The 20,399-nt window shown below is 71.6% G+C and carries 16 protein-coding genes; 4 read left to right on the top strand and 12 right to left on the bottom strand.

The annotated features are described in order from the left end of the window. Positions 1–89 precede the first annotated feature (89 nt). The 3 genes from pyk to pta all read right to left on the bottom strand — a co-directional run bounded on the left by pyk (position 90) and on the right by pta (position 4,969). Complete coding sequence (gene pyk, locus ACFRIC_RS19505) at positions 90–1,520, bottom strand: pyruvate kinase (RefSeq protein WP_355769438.1); 1,431 nt, start codon at positions 1,518–1,520, stop codon at positions 90–92. Between the two features lie 96 nt (positions 1,521–1,616). Beyond that, positions 1,617–2,852 carry an acetate kinase gene (locus tag ACFRIC_RS19500; RefSeq protein WP_382788024.1) on the bottom strand — a complete coding sequence of 412 codons (1,236 nt, stop codon included), beginning with the start codon at positions 2,850–2,852 and terminating at the stop codon, positions 1,617–1,619. 26 nt (positions 2,853–2,878) lie between these two features. Beyond that, positions 2,879–4,969, bottom strand: a complete 2,091-nt coding sequence (gene pta, locus ACFRIC_RS19495; protein WP_382787284.1) for a phosphate acetyltransferase — start codon at positions 4,967–4,969, stop codon at positions 2,879–2,881. Positions 4,970–5,220: 251 nt separating this feature from the next. On the opposite strand from pta, the gene ACFRIC_RS19490 reads away from it, so the two are divergent. Beyond that, entirely contained in the window at positions 5,221–6,246 is a 1,026-nt protein-coding gene (locus tag ACFRIC_RS19490; RefSeq protein ID WP_037626119.1) for an ATP-dependent 6-phosphofructokinase, read from the top strand. A 168-nt stretch (positions 6,247–6,414) separates the two neighbouring features. Here ACFRIC_RS19490 and ACFRIC_RS19485 read toward each other — a convergent pair whose 3' ends face one another. From ACFRIC_RS19485 to ACFRIC_RS19460, 6 genes are all read right to left on the bottom strand, one after another. Beyond that, positions 6,415–7,128 (bottom strand): helix-turn-helix domain-containing protein, encoded by a 714-nt coding sequence (locus tag ACFRIC_RS19485; RefSeq protein WP_382788022.1) that lies wholly within the window; start codon positions 7,126–7,128, stop codon positions 6,415–6,417. A gap of 110 nt (positions 7,129–7,238) precedes the next feature. Beyond that, positions 7,239–8,093 carry a carbohydrate ABC transporter permease gene (locus ACFRIC_RS19480; RefSeq protein WP_382787282.1) on the bottom strand — a complete coding sequence of 285 codons (855 nt, stop codon included), beginning with the start codon at positions 8,091–8,093 and terminating at the stop codon, positions 7,239–7,241. A 1-nt stretch (position 8,094) separates the two neighbouring features. Beyond that, positions 8,095–9,030, bottom strand: coding sequence for a carbohydrate ABC transporter permease (locus ACFRIC_RS19475; RefSeq protein WP_382787280.1), 936 nt, complete (start codon positions 9,028–9,030; stop codon positions 8,095–8,097). Next, complete coding sequence (locus ACFRIC_RS19470; RefSeq protein ID WP_382788020.1) at positions 9,027–10,397, bottom strand: extracellular solute-binding protein; 1,371 nt, start codon at positions 10,395–10,397, stop codon at positions 9,027–9,029. Before ACFRIC_RS19470 ends, ACFRIC_RS19475 begins: the two co-directional genes overlap by 4 nt. Positions 10,398–10,608: 211 nt before the next feature. Next, positions 10,609–11,286, bottom strand: a complete 678-nt coding sequence (locus ACFRIC_RS19465) for a response regulator (RefSeq protein WP_382787278.1) — start codon at positions 11,284–11,286, stop codon at positions 10,609–10,611. After that, the gene (locus ACFRIC_RS19460) at positions 11,283–13,136 is read right to left on the bottom strand and encodes an ATP-binding protein (RefSeq protein WP_382787276.1); all 1,854 of its coding nucleotides are present in this window, start codon (positions 13,134–13,136) and stop codon (positions 11,283–11,285) included. The genes ACFRIC_RS19465 and ACFRIC_RS19460 overlap by 4 nt, the downstream gene beginning before the upstream one ends. 333 nt (positions 13,137–13,469) lie before the next feature. Between ACFRIC_RS19460 and ACFRIC_RS19455 the strand changes: the two genes are divergently transcribed. Continuing rightward, positions 13,470–14,885 (top strand): cation:dicarboxylate symporter family transporter, encoded by a 1,416-nt coding sequence (locus tag ACFRIC_RS19455; RefSeq protein WP_382788018.1) that lies wholly within the window; start codon positions 13,470–13,472, stop codon positions 14,883–14,885. Positions 14,886–15,078: 193 nt separating this feature from the next. On the opposite strand, the gene ACFRIC_RS19450 is transcribed toward ACFRIC_RS19455, so the two are convergent. Beyond that, positions 15,079–15,696, bottom strand: coding sequence for a TetR/AcrR family transcriptional regulator (locus tag ACFRIC_RS19450; RefSeq protein ID WP_382787274.1), 618 nt, complete (start codon positions 15,694–15,696; stop codon positions 15,079–15,081). A gap of 176 nt (positions 15,697–15,872) precedes the next feature. Here ACFRIC_RS19450 and ACFRIC_RS19445 point away from each other — a divergent pair, with 176 nt between their 5' ends. Both ACFRIC_RS19445 and ACFRIC_RS19440 read left to right on the top strand, forming a co-directional pair. Beyond that, the gene (locus ACFRIC_RS19445) at positions 15,873–17,702 is read left to right on the top strand and encodes an MFS transporter (RefSeq protein ID WP_382787272.1); all 1,830 of its coding nucleotides are present in this window, start codon (positions 15,873–15,875) and stop codon (positions 17,700–17,702) included. A gap of 68 nt (positions 17,703–17,770) precedes the next feature. Next, positions 17,771–18,535 (top strand): DUF2127 domain-containing protein, encoded by a 765-nt coding sequence (locus ACFRIC_RS19440; protein WP_382787270.1) that lies wholly within the window; start codon positions 17,771–17,773, stop codon positions 18,533–18,535. On the opposite strand, the gene ACFRIC_RS19435 is transcribed toward ACFRIC_RS19440, so the two are convergent. Further along, positions 18,525–19,433: an aldo/keto reductase gene (locus ACFRIC_RS19435; protein ID WP_382787268.1), complete on the bottom strand. Its 909-nt coding sequence runs from the start codon at positions 19,431–19,433 to the stop codon at positions 18,525–18,527. The two genes, ACFRIC_RS19440 and ACFRIC_RS19435, sit on opposite strands and share 11 nt — an antisense overlap. A gap of 1 nt (position 19,434) precedes the next feature. Next, positions 19,435–20,352, bottom strand: coding sequence for an NAD-dependent epimerase/dehydratase family protein (locus tag ACFRIC_RS19430; RefSeq protein WP_382787266.1), 918 nt, complete (start codon positions 20,350–20,352; stop codon positions 19,435–19,437). Positions 20,353–20,399 lie beyond the last annotated feature (47 nt).

The raw sequence follows: 20,399 nt of genomic DNA, 5'->3' as shown, positions 1-20,399 counted from the left end.
CGTCCAGAGCCCGTCCGGGAGCCGCACAGACGCTGAGGGCGCCCCCTGTCGAACAGGGGGCGCCCTCAGCGGCGTTCGGCGGGCGGAGGTCAGGCGTGGTTGACCTCGCCCAGGTGGTGCACCCGGACCATGTTGGTGGTGCCGGGGACGCCGGGGGGCGAACCGGCGGTCATCACGACGACGTCGCCCTCGTTGAACCGCTTGAGCTTCTGCAGCTCGCGGTCGACCAGGTCGACCATCTCGTCGGTGCTGTTGACGAACGGCACGACGTGCGACTCGACGCCCCAGCTCAGCGTGAGCTGGTTGCGGGTGCCCTCGTCCGTGGTGAAGGCCAGGATCGGCTGGGCGGCGCGGTAGCGCGAGAGCCGGCGGGCGGTGTCACCGGACTTGGTGAAGGCCACCAGGCCCTTGCCGCCGAGGAAGTCGGCGATCTCGCAGGCGGCGCGGGCGACCGAACCACCCTGCGTGCGCGGCTTCTTGCCCGGGACCAGCGGCTGCAGGCCCTTGGAGAGGAGCTCCTCCTCGGCCGCGGCGACGATCTTCGACATCGTCTTCACGGTCTCGACCGGGTACGCGCCCACGCTGGACTCGGCGGACAGCATGACCGCGTCCGCGCCGTCCAGGATCGCGTTGGCCACGTCGGAGGCCTCGGCGCGCGTCGGACGCGAGTTGGTGATCATCGACTCCATCATCTGGGTCGCCACGATCACCGGCTTGGCGTTGCGGCGGCACAGCTCCACGAGGCGCTTCTGCACCATCGGGACCCGCTCCAGCGGGTACTCGACGGCCAGGTCGCCACGGGCCACCATGACGGCGTCGAACGCCGCGACGACGCCCTCCATGTTGTCGACCGCCTGCGGCTTCTCCACCTTGGCGATGACGGGGACGCGACGGCCCTCCTCGTCCATCACCTTGTGGACGTCGTTCACGTCGTTGGCGTCGCGCACGAAGGACAGGGCGACCATGTCGCAGCCCATCCGCAGCGCGAACCGCAGGTCCTCGACGTCCTTCTCCGACAGCGCGGGCACGTTCACGGCCGCGCCGGGCAGGTTGATGCCCTTGTGGTCGGAGATCACGCCGCCCTCGATGACGACCGTCTTGACCCGCGGGCCGTCGATCTCGACGACGCGCAGCTCGACGTTGCCGTCGTTGATGAGGATCTGGTCGCCCTTGGAGACGTCACCGGGCAGACCCTTGTAGGTCGTGCCGCAGATGTGCTTGTCGCCGGGGACGTCCTCGGCCGTGATGACGAACTCGTCGCCACGCTCCAGCTCGACGGGGCCTTCGGCGAAGGTCTCCAGGCGGATCTTGGGGCCCTGCAGGTCGGCCAGGACACCGATGGCGATGCCGGTCTCGGCCGAGGCGGCCCGGACACGGTCGTACCGGCCCTGGTGCTCGGAGTGCGAGCCGTGGCTGAAATTGAATCGGGCCACGTTCATGCCGGCCTGGATCAGAGCGACCAGCTTTTCGTGGGAGTCGACCGCGGGGCCGAGAGTACAGACGATTTTCGAACGGCGCATGGGGCGATCCTATCGGTTTGTTTCGCAACGGAATATTCCGTCTGGCGGAAGATACAAATGGGCGGGCGGGTGCTCAGGCGTGGCTTTCCGGCCCGCTCAGGCGCCGCCCTTTCCGACCAATGCGTACGTCTGTGTGGCGATCTCCAGTTCCTCGTCCGTCGGCACGACGGCGACCGCGACGCGCGCGTACGGCGGCGAGATGAGCCGGGGCTCACCGCCGCGCACGGCGTTCAGTTCGCCGTCGACCGCCAGTCCCAGTTCCTCCAGGCCCCTGATCGCGGCCTCGCGCACCGGGGCGGCGTTCTCGCCCACTCCGGCGGTGAAGGCGACGGCGTCCACACGGCCGAGAACCGCGTAGTAGGCGCCGATGTATTTCTTCAGCCGGTGGATGTAGATGTCGAAGGCGAGCCGTGCCTTTTCGTCCCCTTCGTCGACCCGGCGACGGATCTCCCGCATGTCGTTGTCGCCGCACAGACCGATCAGACCGCTCTTCTTGTTGAGAAGAGTGTCGATCTCGTCCGTGGACATGTTGCCAACACGCTCCAAATGGAAGATGACGGCAGGATCCACGTCGCCGGACCGCGTTCCCATCACCAGTCCCTCCAGCGGGGTCAGCCCCATCGAGGTGTCCACGCACCGCCCGCCCCTGACCGCGGACGCCGAGGCCCCGTTGCCCAGGTGCAGCACGATGACGTTGACCTCCTCGGGCGCCTTGCCGAGCAGTTCGGCCGTCGTCCGGGAGACGTAGGCGTGCGAGGTGCCGTGGAAGCCGTACCGGCGGATGCGGTGCTCGTCCGCCGTCGCCACGTCGATCGCGTAGCGCGCGGCCGCCTCCGGCATCGTCGTGTGGAACGCGGTGTCGAAGATCGCGACCTGGGGGAGGTCGGGGCGCAGCGCCATCGCGGTGCGGATGCCGGTGAGGTTCGCCGGGTTGTGCAGGGGAGCGACCGGGATCAGCCGCTCGATCTCCGCGAGGACCTCTGCGTCGATGACGGTCGGTTCGGTGAACGTCCGCCCGCCGTGCACCACACGGTGGCCGATCGCGGCCAGTTCGGGGGAGTCCAGGCCGAGTCCGTCCACCGCCAGTTCCTCGGCCATCGCCTTCAGCGCGGCCTCGTGGTCGGCGAACGGGTCGGCCCGCTCGCGGGTCTCGCCCGTCGAGCCGGTGGTGTGCCGCAGCAGGGAGGATCCCTCGCCGATGCGCTCCACCAGGCCGACGGCCAGGCGGGAGCCGTCACGCATGTCGAGCAACTGGTACTTCACGGACGACGAACCGGAGTTGAGGACGAGGACCCGGACGGCCTGCGGGGCGGCGGCGGGCTCCTCGGGCACGGCGGCCTCGGGGGACGGGTGGGCGCTCACTGACGGGCAGCCTTCTGGTCGGAGGTCTGGGACTGGATCGCCGTGATGGCGACCGTGTTGACGATGTCCTGGACGAGCGCGCCGCGGGACAGGTCGTTGACGGGCTTGCGCAGACCCTGGAGCACCGGGCCGACGGCGATCGCGCCGGCCGAACGCTGCACGGCCTTGTAGGTGTTGTTGCCGGTGTTGAGGTCGGGGAAGATCAGCACGGACGCCTGCCCGGCGACCTCCGACTCCGGCAGTTTGGTCGCCGCCACCGACGGCTCGACGGCGGCGTCGTACTGGATCGGCCCCTCGATCCGCAGGTCGCCGCGGCGCGCGCGCACCAGCTCGGTGGCCTCGCGCACCTTGTCGACGTCGGCGCCCGAACCCGAGGTGCCGGTGGAGTACGACAGCATCGCGATCCGCGGTTCGACGCCGAACTGCTGCGCGGTGGCGGCCGAGGAGATGGCGATGTCGCAGAGCTGCTCGGCGTCCGGGTCCGGGTTCACCGCGCAGTCGCCGTAGACGAGGACCTTGTCGGCCAGGCACATGAAGAAGACGGACGAGACGATCCTCGACTCCGGCTTCGTCTTGATGATCTCGAAGGCGGGACGGATCGTCGCGGCCGTCGAGTGCACGGCTCCCGACACCATCCCGTCGGCCAGGCCCTCCTGCACCATGAGCGTGCCGAAGTAGTTCACGTCCGCGACGACGTCGTAGGCCAGCTCGACCGTGACGCCCTTGTGGGCGCGCAGTTCGGCGTACTTCTCGGCGAAGGAGTCCCGCAGCGGGGACGTCTGCGGGTCGACGAGCTGGGTGGCGCTGATGTCGATACCGAGGTCGGCGGCCTTCTTGCGGATCTGGTCGACCGGGCCGAGCAGGGTCAGATCGCACACGCCCCGGCGCAGCAGCACCTCGGCGGCGTGCAGGACGCGTTCCTCGGTGCCCTCGGGCAGCACGACGCGGCGCCGGTCGGAGCGGGCCTGCTCCAGGAGCTGGTGCTCGAACATCATCGGGGTGAGCCGGTCGCTGCTCGGCGCGGAGACCCGCTTCAGCAGGCCGGCGGTGTCCACATGCCGCTCGAACAGACCGAGCGCGGTCTCCGCCTTGCGGGGGGTGGCCGCGTTCAGCTTGCCCTCCAGGGCGAAGAGCGCCTCCGCGGTGGGGAAGGAGTTCCCGGCCACCGAGACGACCGGGGTGCCGGGCGCGAGGCGGGCCGCGAGCGTGAGGATCTCGTCGCTGGGCCTCTCGTCCAGGGTGAGCACGATGCCGGCTATGGGCGGGGTGCCGGCGCTGTGCGCCGCCAGCGAGCCGATCACCAGGTCGGCCCGGTCTCCCGGGGTGACCACGAGACATCCCGGGGTCAGGGCCGCCAGGAAGTTCGGCAGCATCGCGCCGCCGAAGACGAAGCCGAGCGCGTCACGGGCGAGCCCCGCGTCGTCGCCGAGGAGCACCTTCCCGCCGAGCGCGTGGGTGATCTGCGCGACCGTGGGAGCGGAGAGCGCGGGCTCGTCCGGAAGCACGTAACAGGGCACCGGCAGCCGGGAGTCGAGCCGCTCGGCGATCTGCTCCCGGTCCTCGGGGGCCACCCGGTTCACCACCATGGCCAGGACGTCGCAGCCGAGCCCGTCGTACGCGCGGTAGGCGTTGCGCGTCTCGGCGCGCACCGACTCCGCGCTCTGGCCCCGGCCGCCGACGACCGGGAGCACGGAGGCGGCGAACTCGTTCGCCAGCCGGGCGTTGAGCGCGAGCTCGTCGGGAAGCTGGGTGGCGGCGAAGTCGGTGCCGAGGACCAGGACGACGTCGTAGTCGCGGGCGACCAGGTGGAACCGGTCGACGAGCGTGGACACCAGCTCGTCGGTACCCTGCTCGGCCTGGAGGGCGGCCGCGTCCCGGTAGTCCATGCCGTACACCGTCGCCGGGTCCTGCGCCAGCCGGTAGCGGGCCCGCAGCAGCTCGAAGAGCCGGTCCGGACCGTCGTGCACGAGGGGGCGGAACACCCCCACCCGGTCGACCTGGCGGGTCAGGAGCTCCATGACCCCCAGTTCGACGACCTGACGGCCGTCACCTCGGTCGATCCCGGTCACGTACACGCTGCGCGTCACGCGTGCTCTCCATCCGTTTCGTCGCCAGGCGGGTTTCTGGGCTCGGAAAAAGGGCCCACCAACGTGAGCAGAACCCTCTTGACAATACCTCCGGCGCTGGCTAAGGCGCCCGCCAGGGCAAGTGTGCCGGTCGGCGGGGCGGGGGCGTGCGGTGGCGCGGCGGGCGGTGGACGGAATCGGCGGGGCTCCCCGCGCCGTGAAACAATCGAAACGGCTCACACGGACCAGCAGGGAGCAGGAGACACAGCACGATGCGCATCGGAGTTCTCACCGCAGGCGGCGACTGCCCTGGCCTGAACGCAGTGATCCGGTCGGTCGTGCACCGAGCGGTCACCAACTTCGGGGACGAGGTCATCGGCTTCGAGGACGGCTATGCCGGACTCCTCGACGGCCACTACCGCACCCTCGACCTCAACGCCGTCAGCGGCATCCTCGCCCGTGGCGGCACGATCCTCGGCTCCTCCCGGCTCCAGCGCGACCGGCTCCGCGAGGCCTGCGACAACGCGCAGGACATGGCCCGCGAGTTCGGCATCGACGCGCTCATCCCGATCGGCGGCGAGGGCACGCTCACGGCGGCCCGGATGCTGTCGGACGCGGGTCTGCCGGTGGTCGGTGTGCCGAAGACCATCGACAACGACATCTCCGCGACGGACCGCACCTTCGGCTTCGACACCGCCGTCGGCGTCGCCACGGAGGCCATGGACCGTCTGAAGACGACGGCCGAGTCCCACCAGCGCGTGATGGTCGTCGAGGTCATGGGCCGGCACGCGGGCTGGATCGCCCTGGAGTCCGGCATGGCGGCCGGCGCCCACGGCATCTGCCTGCCCGAGCGCGCCTTCGACCCGGCCGACCTGGTCGCGATGGTCGAGGAGCGCTTCGCGCGCGGCAAGCGGTTCGCCGTCATCTGCGTCGCCGAGGGCGCCCACCCCGCCGAGGGCACCATGGACTACGGCCACGGCGAGATCGACCAGTTCGGCCACGAGCGCTTCCAGGGCATCGGTACGGCTCTCGCGTACGAGCTGGAGCGGCGCCTGGGCAAGGAGGCCAAGCCGGTCATCCTCGGCCACGTCCAGCGTGGCGGTTCGCCGACCGCCTACGACCGCGTCCTCGCCACCCGCTTCGGCTGGCACGCCGTCGAGGCCGCGCACCGCGGCGACTTCGGCAGGATGACCGCGCTGCGCGGCACGGAGATCGAGATGGTGCCGCTCGCGGACGCGACCACCGAACTCAAGACCGTGCCGAAGGACCGGATGGACGAGGCCGAGTCGGTCTTCTAGACCCGGGACCCGCGGGCGGATCCGGGCGGAACCGGAACCGGAACCGGGAACCCGCGGACGGACGGCGGTCCGGCGCCCTGGCCGGGTGCCGGACCACGGCCCGGCCCGGGGCCGCGGTCCACGCGCCCCGGAGCCGGAGACCTCGTCACGTGCTTCCGCGCTCGGCCGTCAGTACGTGCTTCCGCGTACGGCTGTCCAGAAATGGTCGACGACCCGGTCGAGGAAGTCCTGGCCGGACTCGCCGGAACCGGTCGCGGCCGGTCCGCCGCCCCAGTTCAGCGTGGCGGCCATCCGCCCCTGGTAGTCCGTGTGCAGTTCCTCCAGCGCGGCCTCGAGCAGGGCGCGGTCCAGCGGCACCAGCTTCCCGACCGGGCGCACGTAGGCCGCCCAGCGCGTCGTCACGGCGCTGCGCAGCAGGTCGGCGAGCCGCCCGTCACGGCCCGTCACGGTGACGAAGTCGGGCAGCGAGAGGTCGAGGGCCTTGGCGAGCGCGGTCGACTGCCGTTCGTTGCCGCGCCAGTTGCCGGACTCCTCCATGCGCTCGTAGGCGAGGAGGTCGATCCCGACGGCGTGTGCCACGTCCTCCGCGGCGAGGTCGCGGGCGACGCGGTGTTCGCGCAAGGTGCGCGGCGCGCCTATGAGTTCGCCCGCCGAACACCACAACACGCCCGCGAGAGCGGTGAGTTCGGGGCTGCTGGGGCGGGCGATGCCGCGTTCCCAGGCGATGACCAGGTCGGGTGTGGCGTACGGCAGCCCGTACGAGGCTCTCAGTCCGTACGCGACGTGCTCGGGCCCCATGCCGAGCGCCGCGCGCAGTCTTCGGGCGGCCGGGGCGTTGAAGGGCGGGGTGGGCTGTTGGGCTTGCGGTCGGTGCACGCGCACAAAGTATGGGCCGGGGACAGCGGTGACTACGGTCTGTTCGGCCACAATTACAGATTGTAGGAACATACGGTTTCGGCCGTGCCCGGAAAGCGCCGGGCCGTGCCGGACGATCACCCCTTGACGGCCCCGCCGAGCGCGAACCCCCCGCCCAGGCGCCGGGCCACCAGCACGTACAGCAGGATCACGGGGGTGGAGTAGATGACCGAGAACGCGGCCAACTGCCCGTAGACCACCGTCCCCCGGTTGCCGAAGAACTCGTTGATGCTCACCGACGCCGGCATCTGGTCCGGCGTGAGCAGCAGCATGAACGGGACGAAGAAGTTCCCCCACATCATCACGAACGAGAAGACCGTCACCACCGCCACGCCCGGCCCCATCAGCGGCAGCACGATCCGCACTAGGGACTGCGGGGCCGACGCCCCGTCCGTCCAGGCCGCCTCCTCCAGCTCCTTCGGCACGCCGTCCATGAAGTTCTTCATCAGCCAGATCGCGAACGGGAGTTGGGAGGCGGCGAAGAAGAGGATCGTGCCCTGCGCGGTGTCGATCAGGTTCACCCGGACGAACAGGGCGTACACCGGGACCATGATCGCCGTGATCGGCAGGCTCGTCGCGAAGAGGATCGTGAGCAGGAAGGGGCGGTTCAGCCGGGACCTGAAGCGCGAGAGGGGATAGGCCGCGAGCGCCGCGCACACCACCGTCAGCGCGGTGCCGCCACCGCACAGGACCAGGCTGTTCAGCAGCGGGGTGAAGGTGATGTCCGGTTTCAGCACGGCGTCGAAGTTGGCCAGGGTGACACCGTCCGGCGCCTTCACCCGCAGATCCGCGTGCGCGTCCAGGGAGGACAGGATCACCCAGGCCAGCGGGAGCGCGAACGCGGCCGTCACCACCAGGAGTCCGGCGTCGGCCGCCAGCCGTCGCCGCGAGCGCCGGGACCCGAGGGCCGGGCCGCGTGCCGGTACGGCCATCTCACACCTCCGTCCGCAGCAGCCGCATGTACACCAGCGAGAACAGCGAACCGACCACCAGGAGCAGCAGCGCGACCGCCGTCCCGTACCCGATCATGCTGTTCTGGAAAGCCTGTTCGTACATGAACAGCGGCAGGGTCTGACTGCGGCCGCCCGGCCCGCCTCGCGTCATCACCCAGATGAGCCCGAACACCGACAGCGTCTGGAGGGTGTTGAGCATCAGGTTGGTGCCGATCGAACGGCGGATCATCGGCAGCGTGATGTGCCACATCCGCCGCCAGCCTCCGGCCCCGTCGACCTCGGCCGCCTCCGTGATCTCCTTCGGGATCTCGCCCAGCGCCGCCGAGTAGACCAGCATCGAGAACGCCGTGCCGCGCCAGACGTTCGCGAACGACACCGCCAGGATCGGCAGCGTGAACATCCAGTTCTGGGAGGGGAGGCCGAGCTGTTCGAGGAGGGCGTTCAGGGTGCCCTCGCGGCGGAAGAACGCGTAGAGCAGGAAGCCCGCGACCACCTCCGGCAGCACCCACGCCGTGACGACCACCGCGCCGGTCACCGTGCGCACCGGCCGGGACGCCCGCCGCATCAGCGCGGCCAGCGCGAGTCCCAGGGTGTTCTGGCCGATCAGCGAGGACAGCACCGTGAACACCAGGGTCAGCCATACGGCGTTGACGAACTCCGCGTCGTGGAAAGCGGTCCGGAAGTTGTCGAGGCCGACGAACGACGCGTGCGCCTGGCCCGTCAGCCGCAGGTCCGTGAACGCGATGTAGGCGCAGTAGGCGATCGGGCCCGCGAGGAACAGGAGCAGGAGGGCGACGGCGGGGGCGAGCGGGAGCGTCCGGACGAGCGAGCGCGCGAGGCCTCCCCGGCGCCGGGGAGCGCGGCCCGCTCCCGGCGGCCGGACCGGCGGGGAGGCTGCCTTCGCGACGGTGCTCACCCGCGGGTCACCCGGCCGTCGGCGGCGGTCTTCAGCTCCTCGTCGTAGGCGCTCGCGGCCTCGGCGACCGAACTGTCGCCGGTCGTCACGCTCTCCATGGCCTCCTGGATGGCGGTCGAGACCCTCGGGTACGCCGGGTAGGCGGGCCGGTAGTGCGTGCTGGCGACCAGGTCCGTGAAGAACTTGATGCCGGGCTGGGCCTTCACGTACTCGGGGTCGGCGGCGACGTCGTCGCGGACGGCGATGCCGGAGTTGGCGATGTACCACTTCCGGGCGTTCTCCGTCGTCTGCATCGTCTTGACGAAGGAGAAGGCCAGGTCGGGGTTGGCCGCCTTGGACGGGATCGACCAGGTCCAGCCGCCGGACATGCTGACCTTGCCGGGCGCCTGCCCGTGCTGGGTGGGCATGGGGGCCAGACCGAGCTTCGCCGACCACTCGGGCCACTCGTGGCCGGAGCCCTTCAGCCAGTCCTGCGGGAGCCAGCTCCCGTCGAGGTCGATGCCGAGCCTGCCCTTGGGCAGCAGCTCACCGCGCACGCTGGTCGCGAAGTTGGGGTCGAGCGCGTCGGCGACATCGGGGCCGAGCTTCTCCTTGTAGACCGTCTCGACGAACCCGAGGGCGTCCCTGAAACCCTGGCCGCCGGCGATCCACTTCCTGGACGACGCGTCGTACAGCGGATCCCGGGTGCCGTCACCGGTCCCGTACAGCAGCATCTCGAAGCCCTGCATGGTGGCGGCCTCGCCCGCCGGTTTGCCCGTGTAGACGTTCAGCGGGGTGACGCCGGGGACCTTCCGCTTGATGGTGCGGGCGGCCGAGAGGACGTCGTCCCAGGTCTTCGGCCGCCAGTCGGCCGGCAGTCCGGCCTTCGCGAAGATCCCCTTGTCGAACCAGAGTCCGCGGGTGTCCGTGCCGTCCGGGACGCCGTACGTCCTGCCGTCCTGCGCCTTGGCCGCCGCCTTCGCGGTGCCGATGAACCGGTCCCAGTCGGGCCACTTGTCCAGGTACGCGTCGAGCGGCTTCAGGTACCCCCTGGTGATGTCCGAGTTGATGAGGAAGGTGTCCTCGTAGACCAGGTCGGGCGCGGTCCTCGGCGACCGCAGCATCTGCTGGAGCTTCGTGTAGTACTCGGAGTCCGGGGCCTTGATCGGGACGAGTTCGACCTTCTTGCCCGGGTTGGCCTTCTCGAACTGCCTCTTCATCTCGCCGAGATAGGTGTCCATCACCCGGATCGAGTTGTCCGTGGACTGCTTGTAGGACACCTTCACGGTGTCGGGATCGCTTCCGGACCCGGATCCGCAGGCGGTGAGCGCCGTCGCGGCGAGCAGCGTGGCGAGGAGAGCGGGGGCGGCGGTGGGGCGCACGGGCAGGACCTCCTACGGACCGACATCGTTGTCGTGGAGCCGAGTTGTCTGCCCGCCGAACGTAAAGCTGTGCGGATGTCAGGTCAATGACTCGCGCAGGGGTGCAAGTCACGCAAGGGGAAGCCGAGTTGGCCGGGAACGCGCGGTCGCCGGTCGGCCGGCGGCCCATCGGTGGGAGGCCGCCTCCGGCGGGTCGGCTCCTCACCCGGCCGCCGGGTCAGCTCTTCACCCAGCGGTACTGCAGTTCCGGCCGGCCGACCGTCCCGTACTGCGGGGCCCGGGCCGCGCGGCCCGCCTCCACCAGGTGCTCCAGATAGCGCCGGGCCGTGATCCGGGAGATGCCGACGGCCTCCGCGACCTTGGCCGCCGTCAGTCCGCCCGCGTGGTCCCTGAGGGCGACGGTCACCCGTTCCAGGGTCGGCGCGCTCAGCCCCTTGGGCAGCGCCGCCGGGCCGGGAGCCCGCAGCGCGGCCAGCGCGCGGTCCACCTCGGCCTGGCCGCTCGCCTCGCCGGCCGCCGCACGGAACTCCGCGTAGCGGATCAGCCGGTCGCGCAGGGTGGCGAAGGTGAACGGCTTCAGCACGTACTGGACGACCCCGAGCGACACGCCCTCCCGTACGACCGCCAGGTCCCGCGCGGAGGTGACCGCGATGACGTCGGCACGGTGGCCGGCCGCGCGCAGCGACCGGGCGAGCTGGAGGCCGTGCGTGTCCGGCAGGTGCAGGTCGAGCAGCAGCAGGTCGACGGGCGTCCGCTCCAGGGCGCGGCGCGCCTGCGCACCCGTGTGGACCTTGCCCACCGCGGTGAAGCCGGGCACCCGGCCGACGTACAGGACGTGCGCGTCGGCGGCCACCGGGTCGTCCTCGACGACGAGCACACGGATCGGCTCGGTCACGGGGCGCCTCCCGGCAGAACGGCGGCGGACGACCGGGCGCCGGGCACGCGGGGCACCGCCGCGGCGTCGGGGGTCCGGTGCGAGGCGGGGCCCGGGCCCGCGGACCGGCCCGTGGCGGGGGAAGGGGCCGTGGCCGTGGCGGGGGAAGGGTTCGGGGCCGGGTCCGTGGCCGTGGAAAGGTTCGGGTCCGTGGCCGGGGAAGCGTTCGTGGCCGTGGCCGTGGCCGGGTCCGGGTCCGGGACCGGAGCCTCGGGTGGGGTCGGGAGCGGCAGGCGTACCTCGAACTCGGCTCCGCCGTCGGCTCCTTCGCGCACCGTGAGGGTTCCCGCGTGCCGGCTCACGGTCTGGCGCGCGAGGGCCAGGCCGAGACCGCGCCCGCCGGGGCCCGAGGGCTTCGTGGTCCAGCCGTGCTGGAAGACCCGCTCGGTATGGGCCGGGTCCACCCCCGGCCCGGTGTCGGCGACCCGCAGCACCAGGGCCGACTCCTCGGTGAACGCCGTCACCGTGACGCGGGCTCCCACCGTCCCGCGCGCCGCGTCCATCGCGTTGTCGATCAGGTTGCCGAGCACGGTGACCAGGTCCCGCGGGGTCAGCGAGGCCGGGAGCAGTCCGTCGTCGATGCCGCTGTCCTCGGAGACCACGAGCTCCACCCCGCGCTCGTTCGCCTGGGCCGCCTTGCCCAGCAGCAGCGCGGCGAGGACCGGTTCGCCGACCGCGGAGACCACCTCGTCGGTGAGCGCCTGCGCCAGCTCCAGCTCGGCCGTGGCGAACTCGACGGCCTCCTCGGCGCGGCCCAGTTCGATCAGGGAGACCACCGTGTGCAGCCGGTTCGCCGCCTCGTGCGCCTGCGAGCGCAGCGCCTGGGTGAAACCGCGCTCCGAGTCCAGCTCCCCCGTGAGCGACTGGAGCTCGGTCACGTCCCGCAGGGTGACCACCGTTCCGCGGCGTTCGCCGCCCGACACCGGGGAGGTGTTCACGACCAGCACGCGGGTGTCCGTCAGATGGACCTCGTCCACGCGGGGCTCCGCCGACAGCAGCGCGCCCGTCAGCGGCGCGGGCAGCCCGAGTTCGGCCGGTGAGCGGCCGACCACGTCGTCCGTGACGCCGAGCAGCTCCCGCCCGCCGTCGTTCATCAGCGCCACCCGGAACTGCCCGTCCAGCATCAAGAGCCCTTCGCGCACGGCGTGCAGCGCGGCCTGGTGGTAGTCGTGCATCCGGCTCAGCTCGGCCGCGTTCATGCCATGGGTGGAGCGCCGCAGCCGCGCGTTGATGACGTACGTGCCGACGGCGCCCAGCAGCAGCGCGCCCGCCGCGACCCCGATCAGCGCCGTCACCTGGTCCTGGACCCGCTCGGTGATCGCCTCGACCTTGATGCCGGCGCTGACCAGGCCGATGATCCGCCCGCCGTCCCGGATGGGGGTGACGGCGCGCACGGAGGGGCCGAGGCTGCCCGTGTACGTCTCCGTGAAGGACCTGCCCGCGAGCGCCGGAGCGGTGTGCCCGAGGAAGTGCCTGCCTATCTGCTGCTCCTCGGGGTGCGTCCAGCGGATGCCGCGCCGGTCCATGATCGTCACGAAGTCGACGCCGGTGTGGCGCTGGACGCGCAGGGCGTACGGCTGAAGCCGCTCGGTGGGGTTCGCGGTGCCGATGGCCGCGTGGACGGACGGGGCGTCCGCGACCGAGCGCGCGACCGCCATCGCCTGGCGGCCCGCGGCCTCCTCGGCCTGGCCGCGGTCGCTGACGTAGGTGAACAGCGCGTACCCGGCGACGAGGACCGCGATGAGCACGGCCTGCATGCCGAAGAGCTGGCCGGCCAGGCTGCGCGGTCGCGGGACACGGGGGAGACGCATGCCGTTCAGTGTGCCTTCCTCCGGCGTGGGCGCCCCAGCCGTGTGACACGGGGCGCCCCAGGTGTGCGTGGCGAAGGGTGCCGCAGGTGTGCCTGACGAAGCGGGTTCCGCAGGGGTGCGCGACCGAGGAAGTGCCCCAGGGGCGTGTGACGAGGCGGACGCCCCGGGGCGAAGCGGATGTCTCGGGGTGCGCGTGAACTCAATGAACGGAAGGGTGACCGCCCTCACACGCCGGGAGATAGTCCCCTCATCCCCCCGGGAGCCCCGCCTCCCGGATCCCCCGGACGTGAGCCGCACGCCGGGTTCCGCCGGACGTGAGCCGCACGCCGGATGATGCCGACGACGTCGTCAAGGAGGGCAGCCGTGGCCAGCACGCCGCAGACCGCACCTGCCGCACCCGCCGCCAGACGGGACCGCACGCACTATCTGTACATCGCCGTGATCGGCGCCGTGATCCTCGGGATCGCGGTGGGGCTGATCGCCCCCGACTTCGCCGTCGAGCTCAAGCCCATCGGTACGGGCTTCGTGAACCTGATCAAGATGATGATCTCCCCGATCATCTTCTGCACGATCGTGCTGGGCATCGGCTCGGTCCGCAAGGCAGCCAAGGTCGGCGCCGTCGGCGGTATCGCGCTCGGCTACTTCCTGGTCATGTCGCTGGTCGCGCTCGCCATCGGCCTGGTCGTCGGGAACATCCTGGAGCCGGGCAGCAGCCTGGCGATGACCGACGCGGTCAAGGAGGCGGGGCAGGGCCAGGTGTCGGCGGAGGCGCTGCCGCCGGTCGACTTCGTGCTCTCGATCATCCCGACCACGATGGTGTCGGCGTTCACCGAGGGCCAGGTCCTGCAGACCCTGCTCGTCGCGCTGCTCACCGGGTTCGCCCTCCAGGCCATGGGAACGGCCGGGCAGCCGGTCCTGCGCGGGGTGGAGCACATCCAGCGGCTCGTGTTCCGCATCCTCGCCATGGTCATGTGGGCCGCCCCGCTCGGCGCCTTCGGTGCCATCGCCGCCGTCACCGGTTCCGCGGGCCTGGACGCGCTCAAGAGTCTCGCCGTGCTCATGCTCGGCTTCTACGTCACCTGCTTCCTCTTCGTCTTCATCGTGCTCGGGACGCTGCTGCGCGTGGTGACGGGCCTGAACATCCTCACGTTCCTCAGGTATCTGGGCCGGGAGTTCCTGCTGATCCTGTCCACCTCGTCCTCCGAGTCCGCCCTGCCGCGGCTCATCGCGAAGATGGAGCACCTGGGCGTCGGCAAGTCGGTGGTGGGCATCACCGTCCCGACCGGCTACTCCTTCAACCTCGACGGCACGATGATCTACATGACCATGGCCTCGCTCTACATCGCCGACGCCATGGGCACGCCGATGTCGGTCGGGGAGCAGATCCCGCTGCTGCTCTTCCTGCTCGTCGCCTCCAAGGGCGCGGCGGGCGTCAGCGGGGCGGGCCTGGCCACGCTGGCCGGGGGCCTCCAGTCGCACAAGCCCGCCCTGGTGGACGGCGTCGGCCTCATCGTCGGCATCGACCGCTTCATGAGCGAGGCCCGCGCGCTGACGAACTTCGCCGGCAACGCCGTGGCCACCGTCCTGATCGGCACCTGGACGAAGGAGATCGACAGGGAGCGGGTGTCCGAGGTCCTCGCCGGACGCATCCCCTTCGACGAGAAGACCCTGCTGGACGACTCCGGCCCCGCCGACGTCCACGCGGACGTGCCGGAGCAGGGCGGCGAGAAGGAGCCCGCCACGGCCTAGATCCCGACCGCGAACTCACGCCTGCTCGGCGCGCCTCGGGGCGCGCCCCAGGAGCTCCCGGGACCGGGTCCGGCACTCCCCGCCCGACCGGCCCCGGGATGCCGGGCGGCAGGGCGTCCCCCACGGGCCCGGCCGCCCGGCGCACGGCCGGCGACGGCCCGGTCCCCGGAGGTCCCTGACCGCCTCCGGGGACTCAGCCGTTCAGCTTCGCCACGAGTTCGGTGGCACGCGAGACGGGTACGCCCGCAGCGGTCAGCATGGTGACCGTGGCGGAACCGCCCGCCTCCTCCGCCGCCAGGAGGCCGTCGTTCACGGCCTCCATGAGGGCGAACAGGGTCTGCTCGTGGACGTACGCCAGAGCGTACGGAGGCAGCGGTGAGGCGAACACGCCCTGCTCCAGGCCGCGCCGGAGGATCTCCGCACAGGCCTCGCGGACCGGCGTCAGACGCTCGCGGATGCCCTGCATGGTGACGCTGCGCTGGGCGAGGGCGACCAGCAGCCGGTAGCGGTCGGCGATCTCCCAGACGGCCAGGGTCGAGCGGGCCAGCGACTCGGCCGGGTCCGCGATTCCCTCGCGGCCCGCCGCGTGCGCCGCCGCGACCGCCGCCACGGCCTCGTCGGTGAGGGTGCCGACCAGCGCCTCGCGGCTGGGGAAATGCCCGTAGACCGTACGCCGTACGACGCCCGCCGCCCGCGCGATCTGGTCCATGGACGCGTCGGGGTCACGCAGCAGTTCGGCGAGTGCGACGTCCAGGATGCGGCGGCGGTTCACATCGGCGCGGCTCGGGTTACCCGTGGTCATGGCTGCCATTCTGCCCGCCCTCCGGGCGACCTCCTGTCCTGTTTCCACCGGGCCTCCACCTCCGTCATTTGCACAGCGCTGTGCAATCTCGTATCTTGCACAGCGTTGTGCATTTGCACTCCACTGTGCAAGTCCTGGTGCGGACGATCTCCGCGCCCGTCGACGAAGGAAGGGCGACCGTAGCCATGCGTCTCGTCATGAACGAACCGGTCGAGAGGATGGACCGGCCCTACCCCAGGCGGTGGTGGGCGCTGCTGGTGCTCTGCCTGAGCCTGCTGATCATCGTGATGGCGAACACCGCCCTCACGGTCGCGGCACCCGACATGACCCAGGACCTCGGCCTGTCCAGCGCCGACCTGCAATGGGTCATCGACGGCTACACCGTTCCGTACGCCGCCCTGATGCTGCTGCTCGGCGCCATCGGGGACAAGTACAGCCGCCGCGGCGCGCTCGTCCTCGGCCTCGTCGTCTTCGGCGGCGGCGCGATCGCCGGCTCGCTCGTCGGCAGTTCCACCGGGGTCATCGCGGCCCGTGCCGTCATGGGCGTCGGCGCCGCGCTGATCATGCCCGCGACGCTCTCCCTGCTCGCCGCGACCTTCCCGCGCGCCGAGCGGGCCAAGGCGATCGTCCTGTGGACCGCCACCGCCGGACTCGCCATCGCCGCCGGTCCGCTGGTCGCCGGTGCCCTGCTGGAGCACCACGGCTGGTCGTCCACGTTCCTGATCAACGTGCCGATCGCCGCGCTCGCCATCGTCGGAGCCCTGGTCCTGGTGCCGCCGTCCAGGGCCGCGCACCACAACCGCATCGACTACGTCGGCGGGCTGCTCTCGGTCGTGTGGATCGGCTCCCTCGTCTACATGATCATCGAGGGCCCGCACTTCGGGTGGGGCGTCAAGGCCGTGACGGCCGCCGTGGTCGCCGGGGCCGGACTGCTTCTCTTCGTCCTGTGGGAGCTGCGCCACCCGCGTCCGGTCATCGACGTACGACGCTTCGGACAGCGGCGCTTCGCCGGCTCGAACCTCGCCGTCGCCCTCTTCTTCCTCGCCGTCTTCGGCGCCTTCTACTACCTCACCCAGCACCTCCAGTTCGTCCTCGGCTACGACGCGCTGGACACCGGCGTCCGGATGCTGCCGCTCGCCGGCGCCGTCTTCGTGGGCTCGGCGCTCACCGGGTACCTCACCCCGCGCGTCGGCATGAAGTTCACGGTCACCGCGGGCATGGTCGGCGGCACGGCGGCCCTGGCGCTGCTCACCCGCGTGGACGCCTCCTTCGCGTACGGCGACCTCGTGCTGCCCCTCGTGATGCTCGGCCTCGCCATCGGGCTGGCCCTCTCGCCCTGCACGGACGCGATCATGGGCGCGTTCCCCGAGTCCGAGCTGGGCGTCGGCGGCGCGGTCAACGACACCTCGCTGGAGCTCGGCGGCTCGCTCGGCATCGCCATCCTCGGCTCGGTGCTGGCGAGTTCGTACTCCTCGCACCTCGCCGACGCGACCGCGGGCAGCAAGCTCCCGGCGGGCGCCCTGTCCACGGCCCAGGACTCGGTGGGCGCCGGGTACGCCGTCGCCCAGGGCATCGGGGACAAGGCCCGGGCGCTCGGCGAGCAGGCCGCGCAGTCCTCGAACGCCGAACAGGCGGCCCAGTTGAAGGCGCAGGCCGGACAACTCGCCGACGGGGCACGCCAGATGGCGGACGCGGTCGGTTCGTCCTTCTCGGACGCCGTGGCGCACACCAGCCTGGTCGGAGCGGTGATCCTGGGCGTGGGCACCGTCCTGGTGGCGGTCCTGCTGCCCCGCGGGACCCGCACGGAGGGCACGGAGGGCGAGGCCGGGCCCGAACCGGAGGCCCGGACCGAGCCCGAGTCCGAGTCCGAGACCGAGACCGAGACCGAGACGGGGACCGAGTCCGAGACCGAGTCCGGCGGTGCGGAAGAAGGGGTCGCTCCGGCCGGCGACGGGGGTGCGGAGGGCGATGGTGATCACGCCGGAACCGTGACCCCCCGGGCCGCCGTCTCGTAGAACATGCACTACCGTGCCGTGCCGGACCGTCCGGCACGGCACGGCACGTTCTGCGGAGGACACCGAGCATGAAGATCGACTGGGACCGGCGCACGTGCGCGCGCAAGGGGCACGTCACCTACGCGCCGGACGACCCGCGTCTGCGGGTGCGGCTGCACGCCGAGACCGCGCTCGGGGAGGTCTGGCGCTGCCTGCGCTGCGGCGACTTCGCGCTCGGCGCCCCGCACGGCAGCGGACCGGCCGCCGAGGCACCCCTGGTCCCGCGCGGCAAGGTGCTCCGCGACCTGTTCATCCTGCGCTTCCTGGCGATCGAGCGGGCCGTGCGCGGAGTGTTCATCGTGCTGGTCGCCGCCGCCGTGTGGAAGTTCAGCAACAGCCAGGACGCCGTGCGCAGGCTGTTCGACGAGTACCTCGACGTCCTCAGGCCGGTCTTCCGGCACTTCCACTACGACCTCGACCACTCGCCCGTCGTCGGCACCATCCAGAAGACCTTCGGCTACAAGCACTCCACGCTGCTGCTGGTCGCGGGCCTGCTGCTGGCGTACGCGCTGGTCGAGATCATCGAGGCGGTCGGGCTCTGGTACGCCAAGCGCTGGGCCGAGTACCTGACGGTCGTCGCCACCGCCGCGTTCCTCCCGCTGGAGATCTACGAGCTCACCGAGCACATCAGCTGGCTGAAGATCGCGACGCTGGTCCTGAACATCCTGGCCGTCCTCTACATCGCCCTCGCCAAACGGCTGTTCGGCCTGCGCGGCGGACACAGGGCGTTCGAGGCGGAGCGGCAGAGCGCGTCCCTGCTGGAGGTGGAGGAGTCCGCCGGGGTCATGGTCTGAGCGGGCCGGCCGCGTCCAGCCGGGCCAGGTCCTCCGGGCCCAGCACCAGGTCGGCGGCCAGGGCGGAGTCCCGGGCGCTCTGCGGGCGGGAGGCTCCCGGGACCGGGATGACCGTGGGGGCGAGTGCCGACAGCCAGGCGAGGGCCACCCGCTGAGGGCTCACGGCGTGCTCCCGCGCCACCGCGCGAAAGGCCCCGAACCGCTCCCGCGAACCGTCGGCGCTCCCGCCGCCGGACGGGCCGTCCAGGGAACTGCGGGAGATGCCGCCCAGCGGGCTCCAGGGCAGGAAGGCGAGTCCCAGCTCGGCGCAGAGGCGCAGTTCCGGGTCGCTGTCGCGCACCGCGGGGGAGTACCGGTTCTGGACCGAGACCAGCCGGTCGCCGAGGATCGCGTGGGCCCGGCGGATCTGGTCCGCGTCGGTGTTGGATACGCCGGCCAGCCGGATCGTGCCCGCGTCGATCAGCTCCCGCAGGGCGCCCACGGAGTCCTCGAAGGGGACGGCGGGATCGGGCTTGTGGAGCTGGTAGAGGCCGATCGCCTCCAGGCCCAGCCGCTTCAGGGAGGCCTCGGCCGCCGCCTTGAGGTGACGCGGGGATCCGTTCACCGTCCAGGAGCCGTCCGCGGGTCTGCCCCGGCCGCCCTTCGTGGCCACCAGGACGTCGGCGGTGTCACCCCCGTACGTCGCCAGGGCGCGGGCCACGAGCCGTTCGTTGTGGCCCGCCTCGCCGCCGGGCAGGTGGTACGAGTCCGCCGTGTCGACGAGTGTGACGCCCGCGTCGAGGGCCGCGTGCACCGTCGCCAGGGCCCGGCCCTCGTCCGGCCGTCCCTCGATGGACAAAGGCATCGCGCCGAGCCCCACCGCGCTCACCCGGAGCCCGCCCAGGGTGCGGTACCGCATGTCAGTCGTCCTTTCCGAGCGTCTCGGCCACGGCGCGCGGCAGCCAGGCCCGCGCCTCGCCGAAGGGGAAACCGAGCCGCGCGGCCCGGGAGTTGTCCATGCCGTAGGAACGGCGGAAGGAGAAGGGGGAGATCCCGCCCACCTCGACGGCCTCCAGGACCGTCCGGCCCGCCGGGACGCGCGCGGCGATCGCCTCGCACAACTCCCCTGTGGTCAGCGTCCCGTGGGAGGCCGCGTTGACCGGGCCGGTGAAGTCCTCGCCGACCGTCCAGAACATGAAGTCGGCGATCTCCTCGACGTGGATGTAGGTCGCCGGGTGGTTCACGGCGGGCACCGCGATCGCCTCGCCCGCGCCGATCCGGTCGGCGTAGTGCTCCAGCCGGCCCGTGAAGTCGTCGGCCCCGCCCAGCACATGGGCGACGCGCACGGCCACGTACGGGAACGCGGGAGCGGCCGCGAACACCGCCTCGGCCTGCCGCTTGCCCTCGCCGTAGTGCGCGTCCAGGAACTCCGCGTCGTCCCAGGGGAGTCCGGGGTCGACGGCGATGGTGCGGGCGTCGACGGCGTCCTCGCCGACCGGGTCCGCCGTGTCCTCGTACTCGTAGACCTCGACGGTCGACGTCATCACGTACCGGCGCGTGCGCCCCGCGAAGACCCGGCGGGCGATCTCCGCCTGCCGCGGCGTGTAGCAGACCTGGTCGACGACGACGTCGAACACCCGTGACCCCAGCGCCTTCTCCAGGGACTCCTCGTCGTCGCGGTCGGCGATCAGATGGACCGTCCCGGCGGGCGGCGCGGAGGAGCCGCGATTGACGACGGTGACCCGGTCGCCCGCCGCCACGAGCCGGGCTATGAGACGTTTTCCGAAATACCGGTTCCCGCCGATGACGCAGATCTCCCGCACGTCGCCCTCCCCCATTCCCCGCACCCGTGCCGCGGCCACCCGTGCGTACCGCTCCCCGTGCC

Source organism: Streptomyces sp. NPDC056738 (genome assembly GCF_042790435.1).
In the GTDB taxonomy this organism is placed as follows: Bacteria; Actinomycetota; Actinomycetes; order Streptomycetales; family Streptomycetaceae; genus Streptomyces.
Note: the sequence above shows the minus strand (reverse complement) of the source record. Positions and strands in the feature narration are given on the sequence as shown.